The 21,390-nt window shown below is 68.5% G+C and carries 21 protein-coding genes, 1 tRNA gene and 1 pseudogene; 9 read left to right on the forward strand and 14 right to left on the reverse strand.

What is annotated here, in order from left to right; genetic code table 11:
* Positions 1-131 precede the first annotated feature (131 nt).
* From HDA44_RS33100 to HDA44_RS33115, 4 genes are all read left to right on the forward strand, one after another.
* Positions 132-1,250 carry a transglycosylase family protein gene (locus tag HDA44_RS33100; RefSeq protein WP_184841233.1) on the forward strand — a complete coding sequence of 373 codons (1,119 nt, stop codon included), beginning with the start codon at positions 132-134 and terminating at the stop codon, positions 1,248-1,250.
* Positions 1,251-1,284: 34 nt separating this feature from the next.
* Positions 1,285-2,163 (forward strand): 16S rRNA (adenine(1518)-N(6)/adenine(1519)-N(6))-dimethyltransferase RsmA, encoded by an 879-nt coding sequence (rsmA, locus tag HDA44_RS33105; protein ID WP_184841235.1) that lies wholly within the window; start codon positions 1,285-1,287, stop codon positions 2,161-2,163.
* 45 nt (positions 2,164-2,208) lie between these two features.
* Positions 2,209-3,141 (forward strand): 4-(cytidine 5'-diphospho)-2-C-methyl-D-erythritol kinase, encoded by a 933-nt coding sequence (locus HDA44_RS33110; RefSeq protein ID WP_425557196.1) that lies wholly within the window; start codon positions 2,209-2,211, stop codon positions 3,139-3,141.
* A gap of 154 nt (positions 3,142-3,295) precedes the next feature.
* Positions 3,296-5,194, forward strand: coding sequence for an elongation factor G (locus HDA44_RS33115; RefSeq protein ID WP_184841239.1), 1,899 nt, complete (start codon positions 3,296-3,298; stop codon positions 5,192-5,194).
* On the opposite strand, the gene HDA44_RS33120 is transcribed toward HDA44_RS33115, so the two are convergent.
* Complete coding sequence (locus HDA44_RS33120; protein WP_184841242.1) at positions 5,179-5,511, reverse strand: fructosamine kinase family protein; 333 nt, start codon at positions 5,509-5,511, stop codon at positions 5,179-5,181. The genes HDA44_RS33115 and HDA44_RS33120 overlap by 16 nt on opposite strands.
* Positions 5,504-5,719, reverse strand: coding sequence for a hypothetical protein (locus HDA44_RS33125; protein WP_184841243.1), 216 nt, complete (start codon positions 5,717-5,719; stop codon positions 5,504-5,506). Before HDA44_RS33125 ends, HDA44_RS33120 begins: the two co-directional genes overlap by 8 nt.
* 71 nt (positions 5,720-5,790) lie before the next feature.
* Between HDA44_RS33125 and HDA44_RS33130 the strand changes: the two genes are divergently transcribed.
* Positions 5,791-7,599: an ABC-F family ATP-binding cassette domain-containing protein gene (locus HDA44_RS33130; protein WP_184841245.1), complete on the forward strand. Its 1,809-nt coding sequence runs from the start codon at positions 5,791-5,793 to the stop codon at positions 7,597-7,599.
* Between the two features lie 412 nt (positions 7,600-8,011).
* On the opposite strand, the gene HDA44_RS33135 is transcribed toward HDA44_RS33130, so the two are convergent.
* Positions 8,012-8,509 (reverse strand): MarR family winged helix-turn-helix transcriptional regulator, encoded by a 498-nt coding sequence (locus HDA44_RS33135; RefSeq protein ID WP_184841247.1) that lies wholly within the window; start codon positions 8,507-8,509, stop codon positions 8,012-8,014.
* A 100-nt stretch (positions 8,510-8,609) separates the two neighbouring features.
* Between HDA44_RS33135 and HDA44_RS33140 the strand changes: the two genes are divergently transcribed.
* Both HDA44_RS33140 and HDA44_RS33145 read left to right on the forward strand, forming a co-directional pair.
* Positions 8,610-9,392 carry a methyltransferase domain-containing protein gene (locus HDA44_RS33140; RefSeq protein ID WP_184841249.1) on the forward strand — a complete coding sequence of 261 codons (783 nt, stop codon included), beginning with the start codon at positions 8,610-8,612 and terminating at the stop codon, positions 9,390-9,392.
* 2 nt (positions 9,393-9,394) lie between these two features.
* Complete coding sequence (locus HDA44_RS33145) at positions 9,395-9,742, forward strand: VOC family protein (protein WP_184841251.1); 348 nt, start codon at positions 9,395-9,397, stop codon at positions 9,740-9,742.
* Positions 9,743-9,838: 96 nt separating this feature from the next.
* Here the strand turns inward: HDA44_RS33145 and HDA44_RS33150 are convergent, their stop codons facing one another.
* From HDA44_RS33150 to HDA44_RS33175, 6 genes are all read right to left on the reverse strand, one after another.
* The gene (locus HDA44_RS33150; protein WP_184841252.1) at positions 9,839-12,298 is read right to left on the reverse strand and encodes an FtsX-like permease family protein; all 2,460 of its coding nucleotides are present in this window, start codon (positions 12,296-12,298) and stop codon (positions 9,839-9,841) included.
* Between the two features lies 1 nt (position 12,299).
* On the reverse strand, positions 12,300-13,079 hold the full coding sequence (locus HDA44_RS33155) for an ABC transporter ATP-binding protein (protein ID WP_184841254.1): 780 nt from the start codon (positions 13,077-13,079) through the stop codon (positions 12,300-12,302).
* A 112-nt stretch (positions 13,080-13,191) separates the two neighbouring features.
* Complete coding sequence (locus tag HDA44_RS33160) at positions 13,192-13,878, reverse strand: response regulator transcription factor (protein WP_184841256.1); 687 nt, start codon at positions 13,876-13,878, stop codon at positions 13,192-13,194.
* The gene (locus tag HDA44_RS33165; RefSeq protein WP_238352606.1) at positions 13,879-15,057 is read right to left on the reverse strand and encodes a sensor histidine kinase; all 1,179 of its coding nucleotides are present in this window, start codon (positions 15,055-15,057) and stop codon (positions 13,879-13,881) included.
* A gap of 165 nt (positions 15,058-15,222) precedes the next feature.
* On the reverse strand, positions 15,223-15,864 hold the full coding sequence (locus HDA44_RS33170; protein WP_184841261.1) for a TetR/AcrR family transcriptional regulator: 642 nt from the start codon (positions 15,862-15,864) through the stop codon (positions 15,223-15,225).
* Between the two features lie 59 nt (positions 15,865-15,923).
* Positions 15,924-16,916: an acyl-CoA desaturase gene (locus HDA44_RS33175; RefSeq protein ID WP_184841263.1), complete on the reverse strand. Its 993-nt coding sequence runs from the start codon at positions 16,914-16,916 to the stop codon at positions 15,924-15,926.
* Positions 16,917-17,038: 122 nt separating this feature from the next.
* On the opposite strand from HDA44_RS33175, the gene HDA44_RS33180 reads away from it, so the two are divergent.
* A tRNA-Gln gene (locus HDA44_RS33180) sits at positions 17,039-17,110 on the forward strand.
* A gap of 684 nt (positions 17,111-17,794) precedes the next feature.
* Positions 17,795-18,214 (forward strand): hypothetical protein, encoded by a 420-nt coding sequence (locus HDA44_RS38765; protein WP_337906841.1) that lies wholly within the window; start codon positions 17,795-17,797, stop codon positions 18,212-18,214.
* A gap of 5 nt (positions 18,215-18,219) precedes the next feature.
* Here HDA44_RS38765 and HDA44_RS38770 read toward each other — a convergent pair.
* The 5 genes and pseudogenes from HDA44_RS38770 to HDA44_RS39050 all read right to left on the reverse strand — a co-directional run.
* Positions 18,220-18,441: pseudogene (locus tag HDA44_RS38770) on the reverse strand (mycothiol transferase); the annotation flags it as partial.
* The gene (locus HDA44_RS33190) at positions 18,438-19,514 is read right to left on the reverse strand and encodes a pyridoxal-phosphate dependent enzyme (protein WP_184841267.1); all 1,077 of its coding nucleotides are present in this window, start codon (positions 19,512-19,514) and stop codon (positions 18,438-18,440) included. The pseudogene HDA44_RS38770 and the gene HDA44_RS33190, both read right to left, overlap by 4 nt.
* A gap of 10 nt (positions 19,515-19,524) precedes the next feature.
* A complete protein-coding gene (locus HDA44_RS33195; RefSeq protein WP_184841269.1) occupies positions 19,525-19,962 on the reverse strand; it encodes an NUDIX domain-containing protein in 438 nt (145 codons plus the stop codon).
* Positions 19,963-20,032: 70 nt separating this feature from the next.
* Positions 20,033-20,854 carry an alpha/beta fold hydrolase gene (locus HDA44_RS33200; protein WP_184841271.1) on the reverse strand — a complete coding sequence of 274 codons (822 nt, stop codon included), beginning with the start codon at positions 20,852-20,854 and terminating at the stop codon, positions 20,033-20,035.
* 77 nt (positions 20,855-20,931) lie between these two features.
* Positions 20,932-21,222: a VOC family protein gene (locus HDA44_RS39050; RefSeq protein WP_184844678.1), complete on the reverse strand. Its 291-nt coding sequence runs from the start codon at positions 21,220-21,222 to the stop codon at positions 20,932-20,934.
* Between the last annotated feature and the right edge of the window lie 168 nt (positions 21,223-21,390).

Here is a 21,390-nt window from a genome sequence, read left to right on the forward strand (position 1 = left end):
GGGATCGGGGAAGATTCCGGGCAGCACGCCCCTCGGCGTTGACCACAGGTTCCGGGCCATCAGTCCGGCGCTCGCGGCCGGTGCCAGTGCTGTCCCACCCCGTGCCCGGGTAGCCCTACCTGGGAGCTTTAGTGCGTAAGTCCATCATCGTGGCCGTCGGTGCGGCGGCCGCGTTAGCCGTCGCGGGCGGCTCGGTGGCATATGCCACCAAGAGCAAGACGGTCTCCATCTCCGTCGACGGCCAGGTGCGGAAGGTACACACCTTCGGCTCCACCGTGGCAGACGCCCTGAAGGCCGAAAAGGTTCAGGTCGGTGACCACGACGTGGTCGCGCCGAGCGCGGACAGCCAGCTCAAGGACGGCCAGGAGATCTCGGTGCAGTACGGCCGCCAGCTGACCGTCGACGCCGACGGCGTGAAGAAGGCCTACTGGACCACCGCCGACAACCTGAACGAGGCTCTCGGCGACCTGGGGCTGCGGTACGACGGCGCGCAGCTGTCCACCAGCCGGAGCGCCCCGCTCGGCCGGGAGGGTCTGCAGCTGACCGTGAAGACCCCGAAGACCGTGCAGATCGTGCACCTGGGCAAGACCATGACGATCAAGTCGCTGGCCGGCACCGTGGGTCAGGCGCTGACCGAGGCGAAGATCCGCTGGGACGCCGACGACCGGATCACCCCGGCCGCCGCGACCCCGCTGAAGCTCGGCGTGAACACGATCGGGTACGTCCAGGTCCTGCAGAAGACGGTCACCAAGAACGTCGCGGTCCCGCATGGCTCGGACAAGACCGAGTCGGCGAGCCTGGTCGAGGGCACCACCAAGACCACCACCAAGGGCACGGACGGCTCGAAGGCCGTCACGTACCTGTACACCTACCTGGACGGCAAGCTGTCGGCCACGAAGGTGGTGGGGTCGAAGCTGGTGACCAAGGCGGTCGACGAGCAGATCGTGGTCGGTACCAAGCCGAAGCCGGCCGACACCACCACTGACAGCAAGCCGCCGGCGACGAGTGACGGTGGCGCCTGGGACCGGATCGCGCAGTGCGAGTCCGGTGGTAACTGGGCGTCGAACACCGGTAACGGCTACTACGGCGGCCTGCAGTTCGACCACGGCACCTGGGCGGCGTACGGCGGCACGGCGTACGCGAACAACGCCAACGGCGCGTCCAAGGCGCAGCAGATCGCGATCGCGGAGAAGGTCAAGGCCGACCGCGGCGGGTACGGCGCCTGGCCGCACTGCGGCAAGAAGGCCTGACCGGAGTGGTTTCCGGTTCTGCCAAACTGACGAGGTGACCTCGTCTGATTCATCCACGTCCGCCGGACCGAGACTTCTCGGTCCGGCGGACGTGCGTTCACTGGCCGCGTCCCTCGGGGTCCGCCCGACCAAACAGCGCGGGCAGAACTTCGTCATCGACCCGAACACGGTTCGCCGGATCGTCCGGGCCGCCGGGCTGGCGGCGGGTGAGACGGTGCTCGAGGTCGGTCCTGGGCTCGGTTCGCTGACCCTGGCGCTGCTCGCCGAAGGGCATCGGGTGACCGCGGTGGAGATCGATCCGCTGCTGGCGCGGGCGCTGCCGTCGACGATCGCCGCGTACGCCCCGGAGCAGGCTGCCGGGCTGACCGTGGTCGAGGCGGACGCGATGGAGGTCGGGCCGGCCGAGATCGGTGCTCCGACCGCGTGCGTGGCCAACCTGCCGTACAACGTCGCCGTGCCCGTGCTGCTGCATCTGCTGCAGGTGTCGGACTCGCTGCGGCACGGGCTGGTGATGGTGCAGTCCGAGGTCGCGGACCGGCTGGCGGCGGCGCCTGGGTCGCGTACGTACGGCGTGCCGTCCGCGAAGGCCGCGTGGTACGCCGAGGTGCGGCGCGCCGGGCCGATCGGGCGGAACGTGTTCTGGCCGGCACCGAACGTGGATTCCGGTCTGGTTGCCTTCGAGCGGCGCGAACCGCCGGTGACGGCGGCGACCCGCGAAGAGGTGTTCGCGGTGATCGAGGCGGCGTTCTCGCAGCGCCGGAAGACGGTCCGGTCCGCGCTGGCCCGCTGGATGCCGGACCGCGACCGCCTGGACGAGGTGTTCCGGAGCACCGGAATCGACCCGCGGCTGCGCGGCGAAATGCTCGGGATCACCGACTTCGCCGCCCTGGCCGGTGCGGCACGGACCGCGTGAGACTCGTGCGCGCGGGAAGACCGCGACATGCCCTAGCCTGTGCCCGTGCCACCTTCTGCTGAGGTCACGGTGCGGGCGCCGGCCAAGATCAATCTCGGTCTGTCCGTCGGCCCGCCGCGCCCGGACGGCTTCCACCCGGTCGCCACGGTGTACCAGGCCGTTGCCCTGTACGACGACGTGACCGCGACCGTCCGCGACGACGACGGGGACGTGACGGTCGAGATCGTGGGTGATTTCGCGGCCGGCGTACCCACTGACGAGACGAACCTCGCGGTCAAGGCGGCGCGGCTGCTGCAGGCCGAGTACGACGTGGACGAGGGCGTCGACCTGTCGATCCGGAAGACCATCCCGGTCGCGGGTGGGATGGCCGGCGGTTCGACCGACGCGGCCGCGACGCTGGTGGCGTGCAACCGGTTGTGGGGTCTGCAGCTGACCCAGACCGAGCTGCAGCATCACGCGGCCGAGCTCGGCAGCGACGTACCGTTCTGCCTGGTCGGTCACACCGCGCTCGGCCAGGGCCGCGGCGAGCAGGTCACCGAGGTGATGTCCCGCGGGACCTTCCACTGGGTGTTCGCGATCGCCGACGGTGGTTTGTCCACCCCCGACGTGTACGGCGAACTGGACCGGATGCGCCCGCTGCGCCGGGTCGAACCGCCCCAGGTCCGCCCCGAACTGCTCTCCGCCCTGCTGTCCGGCCGCCCCGGCGCCCTCGCCGTTGCTCTCGGCAATGACCTTCAGGCGGCCGCGCTGTCACTGCGCCCCGAGCTCGGCGAAACCCTCCAGTTCGGCCTGGACCAGGGCGCCCTGGCCGCGCAGATCTCCGGTTCCGGCCCGACCTGCCTGTTCCTCGCCGCCGACAGCCGCAACGCCGTCGACCTGGCGGTCGAACTAGCCGAATCCGGCCTCTGCCGCATGGTCCGCCAAGCCGAAGGCCCAGTCCCCGGCGCCCGAATCCTCCCGGCCATCGTCAACCGGTAGAAAATCGCTCGTCGTGGCTATCGGTCGGTGTTACGGTCCGAGAGCTACAGCCATTTGTCTTTGAGACGGGAGACCGGGATGCGCCGCGTTGTGATCGACCGCATTGGTATTGATCGCTTCGAGGCATTCGCGAGGACTCTTGAACTCTTTGACGATGGGTATTGTGGCGCATGTCGACGCCGGTAAGACCAGTCTGACCGAGCGGCTGTTGCATGCCGCCGGGGTGATCGACCGGGTCGGGCGGGTGGACGACGGGAACACCCAGACCGACTCGATGGAGCTGGAGCGGCAGCGTGGGATCACGATCCGGTCCGCGGTGGTGGCGTTCGCGCTCGGTGACCTGCCGGTCAACCTGATCGACACGCCTGGGCACTCGGACTTCATCGCCGAGGTCGAGCGCGCGCTGTCCGTACTGGACGGCGCGGTGCTGGTGATCTCCGCGGTCGAAGGCGTCCAGCCGCAGACCCGGCTCCTGATGCGTACGCTGCACCGGCTGCAGATCCCGACCTTGCTCTTCGTGAACAAGATCGACCGCGTCGGCGCCCGGTACGACGAGCTGCTCGCCGACATCCGGCGACTGCTGACACCGGCCGCCGTACCGATGGGGACCGTGACCGAGCTCGGGGTGCGGTCGGCCCGGTTCGAGCCGTCGCCGGTACGGAACCCCGTGCTCGGCGAGGTGCTTGCCGAGCGGGACGACGACTTCCTGGAGCAGTACCTGGAGGACAACCACCCCGACTACGCGACCGAGCTGCGCCGGCAGGTCGCGCGCGGCGTCGTGCATCCGGTGTACTTCGGCTCGGCGATGACCGGCGCCGGCGTACCCGAACTGATCGGCGGTATCCGTGCCTGGTTGCCACGAGCAACCACATCATCGGAAGATCCCTTACAGGCAAGGGTATTCAAGGTGGAGCGTGGCGCGGCCGGGCAGAAGATCGCGTCCGCGCGGATCATCGGCGGCGCACTCACGGCGCGTACGCCGGTGGACGTCCATCCGGTCGACGGGTCCGCGTACCAGACTCGTCCGAGCGGGATCGAAGTCTTCGAGCAGGGCAGCCGGCATTCGGTGGACCGGGCCGAGGCCGGGCAGATCGTGGCGTTGCGGGGGCTGAAGAGCATCCGGATCGGGGACCAGCTCGGCGTCCGCGGCGGGCAGGTCGCCCGGTTGTTCGCACCGCCGACGCTGGAAACCGTGGTGACCGCGCGCGACCGGGTCAAGCTGTTCCAGGCGTTGACCCAGCTGGCCGAGCAGGACCCGTTGATCCGCGTCCGCAAGGCCGATGAGATCACCGTCAGTCTGTACGGCGAGGTGCAGAAGGAGGTAATCGCCTCGCTGCTCGCCACCGAGTACGGCGTCGAGGTCACGTTCAGCGAGACGACACCGATCCACGTCGAGCAGCTGATCGGCACCGGCAGCGCGCTCCGCGAGATCACCGCGCCGGGGAACCTGTGGGCGGCCGGCGTCGGTTTCCGGGTGTCACCGGTTGCCGAGGGCATCGAGTACGAGCTGGAGGTCGAGCTCGGCGGGCTGCCGCGGGCGTTCCACAACGCGATCGAGGAAACGGTCCGGCAGTCCTTGCATCAGGGGTTGTTCGGGTGGGAGGTCCCGGATATCCACGTCGCGTTGACGCACACCGCGTACTACAGCCCGGTGACCGTTGCCGCGGACTTCCGTCGTCTCGTCCCGCTCGTCCTGATGCAGGCGATCGCCGCGGCGGGTACGCGGGTGATGGAGCCGGTCAATCAGTTCGAGCTGGACGTACCGGCGGAGACGATCTCCCGCGTGCTGGCGCATGTCGCGGAACATCGGGGTGTGGTCACGCACACCAACCTCACCGAAACCCAGGCGCACCTGGAAGGCACGATTCCGGCCGCGACCACGCACGGCTTCGAGTCCGCGTTACCGACCCTCAGCCACGGCGAGGGGATGCTCGCGACCGCCTTCCACGCGTACGTCCCGGTCGGCGGGCCGCCCGCGACCCGTACCCGGACGGATGGGAACCCATTGAACGAGAAGGAGTACCTGATCTACCTGGGTCAGTCGAACCGCTGAAGGATGGTGTGGATCTCGGTGACCGTCTCAGGCACCGCGGGGGAGTGCGCCGTGATGCTGAGGAGCTCGCGAAGGTGAAGGAGTGGAGCCCGCTCGCGCCAGCCGGGCGTGAGCGGGTGGACCTCCTCGTAGGCGGTGAAGAAGTCGCCGGAGAGATTGCCGTAGATCAGCAGCGTGGCGAGATCGGCCTCCGGCCAGCCGTAGTACACGGCCGGGTCGATCATCGCCGGCCCGCCATCAGGTCCCGGAAGCAGGTTGCCGTGCCACAGGTCGCCATGCAGGAGGGCAGGCGGTTGCGCCGGGATGATCTCAGCCAACCGCCGCACCACCCGCTCCAGCAAACGCCGCCCAGCCGCCCCAAGCTGCCGACAGGTCGGGTGGCAGGTCGGCCTGTGTTTTGACGACTACCAATTTCCCCAGGTTGGTGCGTACGCGGTACGTCTTGCTGGCGTAGCCGCCTTCCAGTGGATCGGCTGAAATCGGGTCGCCGAGGGACAGGCCGTCGAGCCAGGCGGGGGTCAGCATCTGGACGATCCTGGCACGGGTTTGGCACTGGCATGGCGGGGGTGTGGCGGTCGGCTACCCTGGGGCGCGTTATGCAGGCACCTAACTTGGTCAATCTGGAAGCTGTTTCGAAGGGCTTCGGGACCCGGACACTGCTTGACTCGGTCAGTCTCGGCGTCGGCCGGGGCGAGCGGGTGGGCGTGGTCGGGCGGAACGGCGACGGCAAGTCGACGCTCCTCCAGCTCCTGGCCCGGCGGATGGAGCCCGACGGCGGCCGGATCACGCAGAACCGGGACCTGCGGCTCGGGTACCTCGGGCAGAGCGACGATCTCGACCCGGAGCAGACCGTGCTGCACGCGGTCCTCGGCGACGTCGAGACGTACACCTGGGCGGCCGATCCGCGGGCGCGCTCGGTGATGGAGCACTTGCTCGGCGAGGTCGACCATCAGGCCCTGGTCGGCAGCTTGAGCGGTGGTGAGCGCCGCCGGGCGTCGCTGGCCAGGCTGCTGCTCACCGACGTCGACCTGCTGGTGCTCGACGAGCCCACCAACCACCTCGACATCGAAGCGGTCAGCTGGCTGGCGGGCCATGTCACGGACCGCGCCGGCGCGCTGATCGTGGTCACCCACGACCGCTGGTTCCTGGACGCCGTCTGCACGGTCACCTGGGAGGTCCAGGGCGGTCGCATCACGTCGTACGACGGTGGGTACGCCGCTTATGTGCTGGCGAAGGCCGAGCGCGCCCGGACGGCACAGGTGACCGAGGCGAAGCGGCAGAACCTGCTGAACAAGGAGCTCGCCTGGCTGCGGCGCGGCGCACCGGCCCGTACGTCCAAGCCGAAGTTCCGGATCGAGGCCGCGAACGCGCTGATCGCCAACGAGCCGCCGCCGCGCGACAAGCTGGCCCTGTCGCAGCTCGCGACCGCGCGGCTGGGCAAGGACGTGTTCGACGTCGAGGACGTCAGCCTGAGCTTCGGCGACCGGACGATGCTGGACCGCGTCACCTTCCGCCTCGGCCCGGCCGACCGGATCGGCCTGCTCGGCCCGAACGGGGCCGGCAAGACCACGTTCCTGAAGGTCCTGACCGGGCAGCTCGCGCCGGACCGGGGCCTGGTCAAGCAAGGCAAGACGGTACGTGTCGCCAATCTGTCCCAGACGCTGGAGGAGATCGACGGTTCGGTCACCGTGCTCGACCACATCACGGCGATCCGGCGTACGGCCGCGCTGGCGGGCCGCGGCGGTGAGCTGACGTCGTCACAGCTGCTGGAACGGTTCGGCTTCACCGGTGACAAGCTGACCACCCGGATCTCGGACCTGTCCGGTGGCGAACGGCGCCGGCTGCAACTGCTGCGCATCCTGCTGGACGAGCCGAACGTGCTGATCCTGGACGAGCCGACCAACGACCTGGACGTCGAGACGCTGACCGTCCTCGAGGATTTCCTCGACGGCTGGCCGGGCGTGGTGGTCACGGTGACCCACGACCGGTACTTCCTGGAGCGGGTCAGTGACATGGTTTACGCGATCATGGGCGACGGCCGGGTACGCCATCTGCCGCGCGGTGTCGAGCAGTATCTGGACGAACTCGAGGCCGGAATTCCGCGCCGGCCGGCGTCGAATGTGTTGACACCGGCGACGGCGATGTCCAATGATTTGCCGGTCGCGGAAAATGCCGCGCCGATTGTTGACGCGGCAGCGGCCCGGGCGGCGAAGAAGGAGCTGAACCGGATCGAACGGCAGCTCGCGAAGCTGACCGAGACCGAGCGGAAACTGCACGACCAGCTGGCCGTCAGCGCGAGTGACTACGCCCGGCTGGCCGAGCTGGACGCCGAGCTGCGGAAGCTCGCGGACGAGCGCGGCGAACTGGAGACGGCCTGGTTCGAGGCGGCGGAACGCGCCGAATAGCAGGGTTCTCGCGGTGTTCGAGCCGCGGCGCCCCTCCGATCCCCTGTGATTCGGAGGGGGCGCCGAGCTCGTGGGTGAGCGGGCCCCGTGCCGGCCTGCGTTGTTCGGGCCCCGAGCCCCGGACACCGCGCGACCGCATTCGGCGGACCACCTCTTGCCGCCGAAGTCACCGTCTTCCTGACACTTTGTAGTCGATTCGCGACCGACGGTGATGACCCTAGTCCGGGTCCTCGCTCAGTGTCGATAGTCGTCGGCTACAGCAGTCTCACGATCTTGTTGCAACTAGCAACGATCGGAGCCGGGTGGAAGTGACGGGTCGTCTTTTCGGATAATTCCGGCACAATTCTCTATCTCATTTGTCAGTACCAGGAATCGGCATTGTCGCGGCGCTGAAACCGATTGTTTCCGTGGCTCAGTGCTTTTCCTGGTCGAAGGGCCGGACGAGTTCGCGCAGGACCCGGGCGATCCGCTGCTGGTCGCGCTCGCTCAGCGACCCGAGCAGCGCCCGCTCGTGGGTGAGCAGGTCGGCCATCGCGGCGTCCACAGCGTCCCGGCCGGCCGGGGTCAGCTGGACCAGCACGCCGCGCCGGTCGTTCGGGTCGGGCAGTCGCTCGACCAGGCCGCGCGCGGTCAGCCGGTCGACCCGGTTCGTCATCGTGCCGGAGGTGACCAGGGTTTCCTTCAGCAGTTTGCCGGGGGAGAGTTGGTACGGAGCGCCGGCCCGGCGGAGCGCCGCCAGTACGTCGAACTCCCAGGACTCCAGCCCGTGCGTGTCGAACGCCTGACCACGCGCCCGGTCCAGGTGCCGGGCCAGCCGGCTGACCCGGGACAGCACCTCCATCGGCGCCACGTCGAGGTCCGGCCGCTCCCGGCGCCAGGCCTCGATCAGCCGGTCGACCTCGTCCTCCATGCGTCGAGACTACCCATCAAGACTCTTGACATCAAGACAAGTGCCGTGCTTAAAGTATCTCGATATCAAGATAAACCCCATCCGAGAGGGGCAGGAACCGATGCGTACGTCACCGGTGTGGAGTCCAGAGCAGTACGGCACGTACGCCGACGAGCGCGCCCGGCCGTTCCGCGATCTGGTCGAACGAGTGCGCGCGGACGACGTACGCACCGTGGTCGACCTCGGCTGCGGACCGGGCGCGCTGACCGCGACGCTGCGGCAGGTCTGGCCGGACGCGGTGGTCCGGGGGATCGACAGTTCGCCGCAGATGCTCGAGGCGGCCGAACAGTACGCCGACGAGCGGTTGTCCTTCGAGCTCGGCGACGTCCGTACCTGGGCGGTCGAGCCGGGGTCGCTGGACGTGATCGTCACGAACGCGACGCTGCAATGGGTGCCCGAGCAGCTCGACCTGCTGCCCGGGTTCGTCCGGGCGCTGCGGCCGGGCGGGTGGCTGGCGATCCAGATCCCGGGGAACGGGAACGCGCCGTCGCACGCGATTCTGCGCGAGTTGGCCGGTACGGAGCCGTACGCCCAGTACGCGAAGGATGCGTCGCTGCGGCCGGACGTACCAGGGCCGGCTGAGTATGTGGACGCGCTCAGTGCGGAGGGATGCGTAGTGGATGCCTGGGAGACGACGTATTTCCATTTGCTGGCCGGCGACAACGCCGTCCTCGAATGGGTGAAGGGCACCGGCGCGCGTCCCGTGCTGCAGTCGTTGCCGGATGACGTACGGCCACAGTTCGAGGCGGAGTACGGCGCGCGGCTGGCGCAGGCGTACCCACAGAAGTCGTACGGGACGCTGCTGCCGTTCCGCCGGATCTTTGCCGTGGCGCGGAAGGCCTGACGATGCGGCTCGACCATGTACAGGTGTCGTGCCCGCCCGGTGGTGAGGACGTGGCGCGGGCGTTCTACCGGGACGCGCTCGGGATGACCGAGGTGGAGAAACCGGAGCTGCTGAAACCGCGCGGTGGTTGCTGGTTCAGGTCCGGTGCGGCCGAGATTCACATCGGCGTCGAGCAGGCGTTCGTACCGGCGATGAAGGCACATCCGGCGCTGGCCGTTGACGATCTGGACGCGCTCGCGGCGAAGCTCGAAGGCCTTGGTTTCCCGGTCACCTGGGACAACGAAACGATCCCGGGCCGCCGACGGTTCCATACCGCCGACGGCCACGGGAACAGGATCGAGATCGTGTAACAGGCGGCTCGTCCGACCCCCTCAAAGCCGGACGAGCCGCGAGGGCAGGTCTCCCAATTCCTCGCTACGGCGTGGAATCGGGAGACCTGCCCTGGATCATTCGGTCGCCAGCGCGCCGGCCGGGGCGACCTTGGCGGCGCGGCGGGCGGGCAGTACCGACGCGAGCAGGCCGGCGACCGCGGCGATGGCGGCGATCGCGATCAGCAGCGTGCCGGGTACGGCGTACTGCACGCCGCCGTCGACGGTCTGACCGCCCATCAACGCGGCGGTTCCGGTCCAGCCGTAGACCAGGCCCAGAACGATCCCCAGCCCGGCCGCGACGAGTGCCATCAGCAACGATTCGACAGCGAGCATCGCCCGCAACTGCCGGCGGGACAGGCCCATCGCCCGGAGCAGCGCGTTCTCCCGGGTTCGCTCCAGTACGGACAGGCTGAGCGTGTTACCGACGCCGACCAGCGCGATCAGTACCGAGACCCCGAGCAGACCGACCCCGACGATCAGCAGCACGTCGAAGATCTTCGTGTAACTGGTCCGCTCGGCCAGACCACCGCTGACCGACAGGTCCTTCACGGTCGGGATCGACTGCTCGACGGCGTCGATCACCCGCGAACCGTTCGCCTTCGGGTCCGACGCCAGCCAGTACCCGGTGACGGGCGCGTCCGGCGCCAGCTTCGCCAGGTCGGTCGAGGTGAGCGTCATCGCGTACAGGCCGGTCGCGCGCCGCGCCGTCACGGTCAGCTTGTGCGCGCCGGTGCCGATCGTGACCTTGGCGCCGTCCTCGGCCTTCAGCAGGTTCATCGTCGAGTAGTCGAGCAGCGCCGTACCGGGCTTCAGCGCGCTCGCCAGGTCGGGATTGTGGATCACCGAACCGGCCGCGCCGGCATCGATGCCGGTGACCTCGACCTCGTCGCCGGCCGCCTTCACCCGGACCTGGCTGACCGGTACGACCTGCGTGACGCCCTTGATCGCGCGCAACTGATCGGCGGCGCCGGACGGCATCTTCTCGTTGTACGTGGCCACCACCAGATCCACCGGGTACTGGCCGTCCATCGACACGTCGAACGTCTTCCGGACCGAGGCGATACCGACACAGGTGAGGCTGATCAGCGTGACCCCGATCAGCAGGGCGGACGTGGTCGCCGCCGTACGCTTCGGGTTCCGGACCGCGTTCGCGAGCGCGATCCGGCCGGGTACGCCGCTGCGGGCCGGGAGCACGCCGATCACGCGGATCAGCGCCGGGACGAGCAGCGAGCCGACCGCGAGTACGCCGAGGAACGACAACGCGCCACCGGCGACACCGATCAGTACCTGGTGTGCTGCCGCGCCGGCCGCCAGCAGCAGGCCGCCACCGGCGAGCAGCAGGAAGCCGAGGATCAGCCGCAGGATGCCGGCCCGGGACGCGGCCGCCGGAGCGACCTCCGGACGCAGCGCGGCCAGCGGCGCGACCTTGGTGGCACGGCGCGCCGGTACGACGGCGGCGATCAGCGTGGCGACGGTACCGAGTACGAGGGGGAGCAGCAGTGACGACGCGTCCAGGTGCAGCGGTACCGGCGGAATGCCCCAGTTGAACTCGCGGGACATCGCCAGCGCGAGCGCGGACAGCGCCACCCCGAAGATCACCCCGATCGCGGAGGCGATCGCCCCGACCACGGTGGCCTCGGACAGTACCGAGGTGAACACCTGCCGCCGGGACGCGCCGACGCAGCGCAGCAGCGCCATCTCGCGGGTGCGCTGGGCGATCACGATCGTGAACGTGTTGCCGATCACCAGACAGGCGACGAACAGCGCGATCACCGCGAACATCCCGAACACGCCACCGAGTACGTCGATCCCGTGCGTGAAGCCCTCCACCTCGCGCTGGATGAACTCCGCGCCGGTGTAGACCATCACCCCCGGCGCCACGACCGCCCGGACGGCCTCGGTGAGCTGTTCAGGGCTGACACCGGGCTTGGCGGCGAGGTTGATCGCGGCGATGTACTCGTCGGGCGCGAAGGTCTTCACCGCCGCCGGGGTCGCCACCGCCGGGGCCGAGCCGATGTACTTCGAATCGTCGATCAGACCAACGATCCGGACCGTCCAGGACTTCTTGTCGTACGACTCCAGCCGCAGGGTCTGACCGACCCCCACCTTGTACTTGGCCGCCTCGCGGGCCGGCAGCGCGATCTCGGTCGTTGCGGTAGGCAACCGGCCGGACGAGGTCGCCGGACCGGCGATCCGGCTGGTGTCGTACAGCGACTCGACCACCAGCGACGTCGGCCGGACCAGTCCCGGGAAGGACGCCTGCAGGAAGGCCGACGTCCGGGTGATCACCGACGCGGCCTGCGGCAGCGCCTTCGCCCTGGCCACATCGGTGGGTGAGATCGACGCCTGATTCGTCTTCACGACCGTGTCGACACCCTTGTACTGGGCGCCGATCGTCTCGTCGACACCGTGCGACGCGGACGAATGCACGACCATCGCGAGCGAGCCGAAGCCGACGCCGAGAACGATCGCCAGGCAGGCGGCGATCAGGCGGCCCAAGTGGGCGCGCAGCGAGGACAGCAGCGAACGGCGCACGTCAGGCCCCCAGCTGCCGCAGCGCGTTCAGGACGCTCTCCGGGGTCGGCTCGAGCAGTTCGCCGGCCAACTTGCCGTCGGCAAGCATCACCACCCGGTCGGCGTACGAGGCCGCGAGCGGATCGTGCGTCACCATCACCACGGTCTGACCGAACTCACGGACCGAGCGGCGCAGGAACCCGAGTACCTCGGCACCGGACCGCGAGTCCAGGTTGCCGGTCGGCTCGTCCGCGAACACCACCTCCGGCCGGCCGACCAGGGCCCGCGCGACCGCGACCCGCTGCTGCTGACCACCGGACAGCTCCGACGGGCGGTGCGTGAGCCGGTCCGCCAGTCCGAGTACGTCGATCAGCGTGGCCAGCCACTGCTGGTCCGGCTTGCGGCTGCCGAGCTCCAGCGGCAGCAGAATGTTGTCCTTCGCGGACAGCATCGGCAGCAGGTTGAACGACTGGAACACGAAACCGATCCGGTCCCGGCGGATCTTGGTCAGCTCCGCGTCCGGCAGCCGGGTCAGCTCGGTCTCCCCGAGCAGCACCTGACCGTCGGTCGGGCTGTCCAGCCCGGCCAGGCAGTGCATCAGCGTCGACTTGCCGGACCCGGACGGGCCCATGATCGCGGTGAACCGGCCGACCCCGAAGTCGACCGAGACCCCGTCGAGCGCGGCCACCGCGGTGTCACCCTGTCCGTAGACCTTACGCAGCTCGTGCGCACGGATCGCGGTCCGTGGCTCCCCGTCCTGCGGCAGTCGCCCGGTGCCGATCTGCCCGGTCTGCAAGCTCATGTCACTCCTCAACTCAACTGAACGTTGGTCAAGAAGTTAGTGAGTACGCGGCCCGATCTCGTCGGACCGGAGACTGGAGTCCGCGTACTACCTGGGTATGAGAGGGCGTCTCCTACTTTGTCGGCCGGACCAGGCCTGTCTCGTACCCGAGGACTACCAGCGCGACCCGGTCCCGGAGCCCGGTCTTGGCAAGGATCCGGCCGATGTGCGTCTTGACCGTTGCCTCGGACAACGTGAACAGCTTGGCGATCTCGGTGTTCGACAGACCACGGGCGACCTCGATCAGTACCTCGCGCTCGCGGGCCGTCAGCTCGGCCAGGTCCGGCCGCTCGGCTCCGGCGTCGGGCAGCGCGCCGGCGAAGTGCTCGAGCAGGCGTTTGGTGGTACTCGGCGAGACCACCGCGTCACCGGAGTACACCTGGCGGATCGCGTTCAGCAGATCCGCCGGCGGGGTGTTCTTCAGCAGGAAGCCGGCCGCGCCGGCCTTGATCGCGGCGAACGCGTACTCGTCCAGGTCGAACGTGGTCAGCACGATCACCTTCGGCGGCTGCCCGTCAGTCGATGCCTGCGGCAACGACTGGAGCCGCTGGGTGGCCTGGACCCCGTCCAGCCGCGGCATCCGGACGTCCATCAGGACGACGTCGCACGCGGTCACCTGGATCTTCTCGACCGCCTCGCCGCCGTCCCCGGCCTGCCCGACCACGCGCATGTCGGCCTGCGAGTCCACCAGCATCGTGAACCCGGCCCGGACCAGCTCCTGGTCGTCGACCAGGAACACCCGGATCACATCGTCTGACACTTACCCTCCGTTGGGCAGGTTGTACGGCAGCCTGGCGATCACCTCGTAACCGCCGCCCGCCTTCGGTCCGGCGCTCACCGTACCGCCCGAGACCGAGGCGCGCTGCCGCATCCCGACCAGACCGTGACCCGGATCGCTGCTCGGCGCGACCCCGGCCCCGCGGCCGTCGTCGGTGACCACCACGGTCAGCATCTCGCGCCCGAAGTCCAGGGTGACGGAGGTACGCGCTCCCGGCCCGGCGTGTTTCAGCGTGTTCGTCAGGCCTTCCTGCACGATCCGGTACGCGGTCAGGCCGAGCAGCGCCGGCAGGTCCCGCGGGCGGCCGGTCACCTCGTACGCGACGGTCAGACCGGCGGCCCGGACGTTCTCGATCAGCTCCGGCAGGCTGGAAACCCCCGGCTGCGGGCGCGGCTGGTTCGGATCCAGGTCACGCTGCTCGTCCTGTTTGAGCAGGCCGAGCATCTTTCGCATCTCGGTCAGGCTGGCCCGGCCGGTGTCACCGATCGTCGCCAGCGCCTTCTTCGCCGCCTCCGGGGACTGATCGGCCGCGTACAGACCGCCGTCGGCCTGGACGATCATGATCGACAGACCGTGCGCCACCACGTCGTGGATCTCGCGGGCGATCCGGGTCCGCTCGTTGCTGACCGCCAGCTTGGACTCCCGGTCCCGGTCGCGTTCCAGCTGAGCGGCGCGTTCCTCCAGCTGCGCCACGTACAGACCGCGGGTCCGGCGGCGTTCGCCGAGCGCCCAGACCCCGAAGACGAGCGCGCCGAGCGCGACCATCATGGTGATCTGCTGCTTCCAGTCCGAGTTCGACCAGTAGCGCGAGGTTGCCATCAGTACACCGAGACCACCGATGCCGAGGGCGATCCGGCTTTGCTGCACGTCGCCGTACACGGTGATCGCGTACAGACCGACCAGCAGACCGACGTTGCCGGGCATCAGCTGGACCTGGGCCAGCCACTGCAGCAGGGCGACCGAGCAGACCCCGTAGAACACCAGCTCCGGATGCGTACGCCGCCAGACCAGCGGCGCGAGCATGCCGAACGCGAGGAACCCCTCCAAGTGCGCCTGCGCGAGCGACAGGAACCCGAAAGTCACGCACAAACCGCCGGCCAGGAACAGGTCGAACGCCCTGCTCCGGGCAGGCACCGGCCGTGCGGTCAGCATCCCCGTCATGCGAGCCAGCGTACGGGGCGCCACGCCCGCGGACGTCATGCCACGGGCGGATCTGGGTGTGGGGGTCTAACGACAGGAGGTAGTCATCTGCCCGCGCCGTTCGGCACCGCGCCGCACCGGAACTCGGGCCGTCGGAGGGGACTACCTCCTGTCCTTACGGCACGCCTACTTGTGTGGGCGGGTCGAGAGGGTGGGCTTGGGTTCGAGGCCGGAGAGGCCGTTCCAGGCCAGGTTGACCAGGTGCGCGGCGACGTCCGGCTTCTTCGGCTTCCGGGCGTCCAGCCACCACTGGCCGGTCAGCGCGACCATGCCGACCAGCATCTGCGCGTACATCGGCGCGTTCTTCGGGTCCAGCCCGCGGCGCTTGAACTCCTCGGCCAGAATGTGCTCGACCCGGGTCGCGACATCGCTCAGGATCGAGATGAACGACCCGGTCGACGACCCGACCGGCGAGTCCCGGACCAGAATCCGGAACCCGTCCGCGTTGTTCTCGATGTAGTCCAGCAGCGCCAGCGCGGCCTGCTCGACCAGCTCGTGCGCGCGCCCCGCCGTCAGTGCGCCGGTGACACCGTCGAGCAGCGCCCGGACCTCACGGTCCACGACGACCGCGTACAAACCTTCCTTGCCGCCGAAGTGTTCATACACGACCGGCTTGGAGACCTCGGCGCGATGCGCGATCTCCTCGACCGAGGTGGCCTCGTACCCCTTCTGGGCGAACAGGCCGCGGGCGATCGTGATGAGTTGTTCGCGACGCTCGGCACTGGTCATCCGGATTCGGCCGGACCGCCGCGGTTTTGGTTCCGTCACGTCGTGATCACGTCAGCATCATGCCGTACTTCCGGTCTTGCCGGTGGTGGTTTTCGCTCTCAGGCAGCTTTCAGCGTACGCGTCGAGGCGTCCACCCGGCGCGCCTCCAGCCGCTCCTTGACCGGCCAGCGGACGTCGCTCACCCAGCCCATCCGCTCGAAGAACCAGATGCAGCGCGCCGACGTGTCGAGCTGGCCCTTCAGTACGCCGTGCCGGGCGCAGGTCGGGTCGGAGTGGTGCAGGTTGTGCCACGACTCGCCCTGGCTCAGGATCGCCAGCCACCACACGTTGCCGGACTTGTCCCGGCTCTTGAACGGCCGGTCGCCGATGGTGTGGCAGATCGAGTTGATCGACCAGGTGACGTGGTGCAGCAGCGCGATCCGGACCAGGCTGGCCCAGAAGAACGCGGTCAGCGCGCCCTGGATCGACCACGACCAGAGACCGCCGATGACGGCCGGCGCGAGCAGGCTGACGGTGACCAGCATCGGGAACATCCGGGACACCTTCACGATGTCCTTGTCCTTCAGCAGATCCGGCGCGTACTGCCGCTGCGGCGTCTGCTCGGTGTCGAACAGCCAGCCGATGTGCGCGTGGTAGAACCCCTTGGTCAGCGCGCCCATCGTGTGCCCGTACTTCCACGGGCTGTGCGGGTCGCCGTCCCGGTCGGAGAACTTGTGGTGCTTGCGATGGTCCGCGACCCAGCGGATCACCGGCCCCTCGATCGCCAGCGAACCAGCGATCGCCAGCGCGTACTTCAGTGGCCGGTTCGGCTTGAACGACTTGTGCGTGAACAGCCGGTGGAACCCGATCGAGATCCCGTGCCCCGCGACCGTGTAGAACACCACCGCCAGCACGACGTCCCGCCAGCCGAGGAACCCACCCCACGCGATCGGCACCGCCGCCAGCACCGCCAGGAACGGGATGCCGATGAACAACGCCAGCGCGACCTGCTCCCAGGTCTTCTTCTGCTCACCACCGAGCGTCCCGGTGTGCACGTCCTCGACCGGCGCGGTACGGGTGGGCGCGTCCGGCGTGGCAACGGGTGGAGTCATGGCTGTTCTTCCCTCGGGTCAGGGGTTCCTTACCTACGCCACCGTAACCTACGGACCCGTAGGTTAGGAACCCCTCGCGTGTCGCCCACCCCACTCATGGCAAACTGTCCCGGCAACCACGATCCCCCGTGGGGTAATCGGCAGCCCGCGAGACTTTGAATCTCGAAGACCAGGATCGAAACCTGGCGGGGGAGCAATCAAGAACCCCCGGCTCATCAGTCCACCGAGCCGGGGGTTTGTGCTGCCGCGGCCGATGATCGACGCTGTTCTACTGCTGGAAGGGCCAATCCGCTCTACTGCTGGAAGTTCCAGTTGGCTCTACTGCCAGAACTGCCAGTTGGGTGGGGCCTTGGGGAGGTTGGGTGGGGGTGTCCAGCCGGGTGGGGGTTGCCAGGTTGGGTCGGGTGGGGGCCAGTTGGGTGGTGGGAGCGGTAGCGGCCGGCTCGGATCGTCCAGCCGATCGACCAGGCCGCCGCGAGCACGGCCACGAGCAGCAGGATCGCGCCGCCCTTCGCGAAGGTCATCGGTTCGCCACCGCAGCCGGCGTCGTCGGGTACGCAGGGGTCGGACGGCACTCCCAGCATCGCGATCCCAAGAAGACCCAGCACTCCACAGATGCCGCCGACCCACGCCCCACCCAGAACCAATCCGGTGTGCCTGGGCGCGTCGAAGTACCCGTGAAACACCCGAGGATCATCCGGCGCCCGCAAACTCACGCCGCCAATTACAGCCGCGTACGCCCCGATCCGCCCACACCCCGCCCCCGCTCGCCACCCAATCGTGACGCGCACCCAGATCGCTTCGCGTACGACGTGAGCACGCCGGCGCCCACATTCTGCGTTGATCAAAGCTGCGACGGCTGGCTCTATTCTGCGGGGATGGTGGGTGAGTTGGGGGCGTTTCCGGTGCTGTGGTTTTTGCGGCATGCCGGGCTCGCGAGTGGGGTGATGGTTGGTTTGTTTGCCGTGACGGGTGTGTTGACCTGGCGCGACCCGATCATCCGTACGCGGGTGCTGCCGCTCGGGATCGCGCTCGCCGGCTGGGCGTCGATGGCCGTGCTTCCACTTCTGATGCTGCTCTTCGGCGGGCGCGAAGGTGCCGCCGCCCTGCTGTGGATCGTGGCCGGGCTGTACGCGCTGTGCATCGTCGCGACGCTCGGCCGTCCGTTGCTGATCTTCTCGGACCTGTTCGACGACGCCGAAGGCGAGATCTCACCCGCAGACCAGCGCCGCTCGACGATCGGCCAGTTCGTACTGATCGCAGCGATCTGCGTCGCCGTCGTAATCGTGATGGCGTGAAGGGGAGTACTCGCGGAACCACGACGGGCGTGCGGTGGGTGGTCGAGTGCTTCGCCGAGGTAGCCGTACTCGATTCCGGCGAGGTGTTTGATCAGGCCGAGGAGGTTCGTGCCGGTCGGTGTACGTGGGCGCCGCTGCTCGTACTCCGACAGGCCGGCCAGCTTCTCAACCAGCTCCGCCCGACGGTGCTGAAGCAGGTTCAGCAGTTCGGGTTTGAGGTTCGTCATGGGGTGGCGAGCCAGGTGGTGTACGTGGTGGGGTCGGTGTTGCTGCCGCAGATGATGGTGGTCAGGTGGCGGTTGGTGAAGCGGGTGGGGTTTTCGAGGATCGCGGCGACGCCCAGGGCGGCTGAGGGTTCGGTGATCAGGCCGGCGTGGTCGTGGAGTACGCGGATCGCTTTGATGATGGAGGATTCTTCGACCAGTACGGCGTCGTCGGCGACGGCGAGCAGGTCGGTGAGGACTTCGGGGATGGGGCGGCGGCCGGCCACTCCGTCGGCGATCGTGTTGATCGAGTCGGTGGTGACGACGCGGCGTTCGTGCCAGGAGCGGGTCATCGCCGGTGCGCCGTGGGGCTGGACGCAGATGATTTCTACTTCTGGGGCGAGAGTTTTCAGCACGTACCCGATGCCGGTCGCCATCGCGCCGCCGCCGAGAGCGATCAGCACGGCCGGCCCTTCGCGCGGAGCGGATCGCTGGTCGCCGGCAGTCGTCCGGCCCACCGAGCTGTTGCCGGGCGGGGTGTTGCTGGGCGTGGTCGTGTACGGCGGGTGGTTACCTGGTGCGGAGGTTTGGAAGGCTTCGGCGAGTTCCAGGCCGATGGTGGCGGCGCCTTCGCAGGTTTCCAGGTCGAGGCTGTCTTCCAGGAGGCGGATGCCTTCCGCGCCGGCGATCTCGGCGGCTCGGTCGCGGGCGAGTTCGTGGTCGCCGTCGACCAGTTCGAGTTTGGCGCCGAGCGCCCGGATGCGGTCGAGTTTGGTGGGCGTCGCGAACCGTGAGGCGACGACGGTGACGTCGATGCCGCGGCTCCGGGCGGACCAGGCGAGGGCCTGACCGAGGTTGCCCGCACTCGCGCAGACCACGGCCGGGGAGCTCGTACGCGCGAGTTGATCGGCGACCACCTCGGTGCCGCGGCCCTTGAAACTGCGTACTGGGTTCGCGGTCTCGAGTTTGATGCTGAGCGCACATCCGAGTACTGGGTCGAGGGCCTCGCACCGGTACAGCGGACTGTCCAGAAACACCGGATCAATCACCCGCCGAGCCGCCCGAATCCGCCCCAGATCAAGCCGAGTCTCCAACACGAACAGCACCCTATCCGGGGCCGTACGCGCCGTCGTTCAGAAGAGTGGCGAGTAGCCGCCCGAGGTTCGGCGGGAAGACGGTCGCTGTGGTCCGACCGAGAGCGGCTGCCGACCACCACTCGAACCCAAGAATGCTGCGTGCCTCGTGCTCAGTCAGCGCGGTCGGCCGCGGACTGAAATGAGCCACGCGATGCAGCAACCATTCCTCGTGTACGTCCAGGCGCCGCCCGTCGTACTCGTACACATGATCCCGTCGCCACACCAGTTCCCCCGGTGGAAGCGCAGTCAGCCCAGTCTCCTCGTACGCCTCACGCGCCGCCGCCGACTGGAGGGTCTCGCCGGGCTCGATGCCTCCGCCGACCGGGTACCAGCACTCGGCGCTCGTTCGCGGGTCCTTGGCGTGGATGAGGAGCAGGCGATCGGTTGGGTCGACCAGCAGGAGCTTCACCGTTTGCCGAGCGGTGGAAAGGCTGGGGGACCGCGATGTGTGGGCGGGTGGAGGGGGCATCGGAGTGGGCTCAGTCGGATAGGAAGGTGCGGAGGTGGTTGGACCAGGTGGTGGGTTGTTCGAAGTGGGACATGTGGGCGGTGTTGGGGATGACCACGAGCTGGGTGTTGGGTACGGCGTCGTGGAGGCGGTGGGCCAGTTGGACGGGGAAGCCCATGTCCTTTTCGCCGTGCAGGATGAGGATTGGTTTGGCGAACTCGCGCAGGGTTTGTTCGGGGTCGCGGGTGAACCAGGGGTGGGTCAGGCCTTGGATCGCGCGTTCCAGCGACCAGTCGCCCAGGTCGGGCCCCAGCGATTCGAGGAGTTGCAGGTACTCGGGCGCGCGGTCGAGGTCCCAGACGAAGATGGTCGAGTTGCGGAGGGTGCCGTTCGCCTCGTCCTCGACCTTCTGGCGGCGCTGGTACTCGGGCCAGTCGGCCAGGTACGGCTCGTTGTCCGCCGACGTGTACGCCGAGGTCGACGCGAGCACCAGCCGGCGTACCTGCTCCGGGTGCTTGTCCACGAACTGGATCGCCGCGCGGCCGCCGGTGGAGAAACCGAGGAGATCCACCTGACCTAGCCCGAGGCGTTCGATCAATCGATGGGTGTCGCGGACGACGAGCTCAGGCTGCAACTGGTCAGCCGGCAGACCGCGCGTACTCCGCCCGCAACCGCGGAAGTCGAACAGAACAACGTGATGATCACGCGCCAACGGCTCGAAACCGGGCAGCAGATACCCGTGACCGACGTCCGGCCCACCATGAACAACCACCAGCGAAGGCCGCTCGCCCCGCCGCCCGAGCTCCCGGACGAACAGCGTCACGTCCCCGACATCCACCAGTGATTCCTTCATTCACAAAGCCTTTCAGCGGCCACCGACAGTTTCGGGTGTTCGGCTCGCTGGGACGCCGTCGTGCGAGTACTCGCTTGTCAGGCCGGAGGTTGTGGGGTGGCTGGCTCGATGAGGCAGAAGACGGTGCCGTCGGAGGACTGGAGGACGACGAAGTCGGCGTCGGGTGGGTAGGTCCAGTCTTCGACGTGGGTGGCGCCGAGGGCCAGGAGGCGGTCGACTTCGGCTTGGATGGTGGAGCTTGGGTCGACCCAGAGGTCGAGGTGGGTGCGGTCGGTGTCGTCCAGGTGCAGGCGGGTGGGGCGGGCGGCCGGTGGTGGTACGAGGAAGTCGGGGTTGCCGGCCGGGGGGAAGTTGAGGGCCGGTCGCAGAGGCCACTGACAAGAGCCGGGTGCAAGAGCAGCGGGGTGGGTGGAAGTGTGCGTAAGGACAGGTGGTGTTGGGTGGGGAGGTAGTGCACCTGAGCGTGAACGTGGGTGTGTGTACGGTGTCTCGGTGGTGCACTACCTGTTCTTCGGTGCGGTAGGAGCGCGTCGCGG

The organism is Kribbella solani, from assembly GCF_014205295.1.
GTDB lineage: Bacteria > Actinomycetota > Actinomycetes > Propionibacteriales > Kribbellaceae > Kribbella > Kribbella solani.

Excerpts from the sequence above, each read along its gene's own strand:
- HDA44_RS38765 (WP_337906841.1), top strand. The coding sequence starts at position 17,795 with ATGGTGGGTGAGTTGGGGGCGTTTCCGGTGCTGTGGTTTTTGCGGCAT.
- HDA44_RS33200 (WP_184841271.1), bottom strand. The coding sequence starts at position 20,854 with ATGAAGGAATCACTGGTGGATGTCGGGGACGTGACGCTGTTCGTCCGG.
- HDA44_RS33175 (WP_184841263.1), bottom strand. The coding sequence starts at position 16,916 with ATGACTCCACCCGTTGCCACGCCGGACGCGCCCACCCGTACCGCGCCG.
- HDA44_RS33130 (WP_184841245.1), top strand. The coding sequence starts at position 5,791 with ATGCAGGCACCTAACTTGGTCAATCTGGAAGCTGTTTCGAAGGGCTTC.
- HDA44_RS33115 (WP_184841239.1), top strand. The coding sequence starts at position 3,296 with ATGGGTATTGTGGCGCATGTCGACGCCGGTAAGACCAGTCTGACCGAG.
- HDA44_RS33135 (WP_184841247.1), bottom strand. The coding sequence starts at position 8,509 with ATGGAGGACGAGGTCGACCGGCTGATCGAGGCCTGGCGCCGGGAGCGG.
- HDA44_RS33125 (WP_184841243.1), bottom strand. The coding sequence starts at position 5,719 with ATGCTGACCCCCGCCTGGCTCGACGGCCTGTCCCTCGGCGACCCGATT.
- HDA44_RS33145 (WP_184841251.1), top strand. The coding sequence starts at position 9,395 with ATGCGGCTCGACCATGTACAGGTGTCGTGCCCGCCCGGTGGTGAGGAC.
- HDA44_RS33165 (WP_238352606.1), bottom strand. The coding sequence starts at position 15,057 with ATGACGGGGATGCTGACCGCACGGCCGGTGCCTGCCCGGAGCAGGGCG.
- HDA44_RS33140 (WP_184841249.1), top strand. The coding sequence starts at position 8,610 with ATGCGTACGTCACCGGTGTGGAGTCCAGAGCAGTACGGCACGTACGCC.
- HDA44_RS33155 (WP_184841254.1), bottom strand. The coding sequence starts at position 13,079 with ATGAGCTTGCAGACCGGGCAGATCGGCACCGGGCGACTGCCGCAGGAC.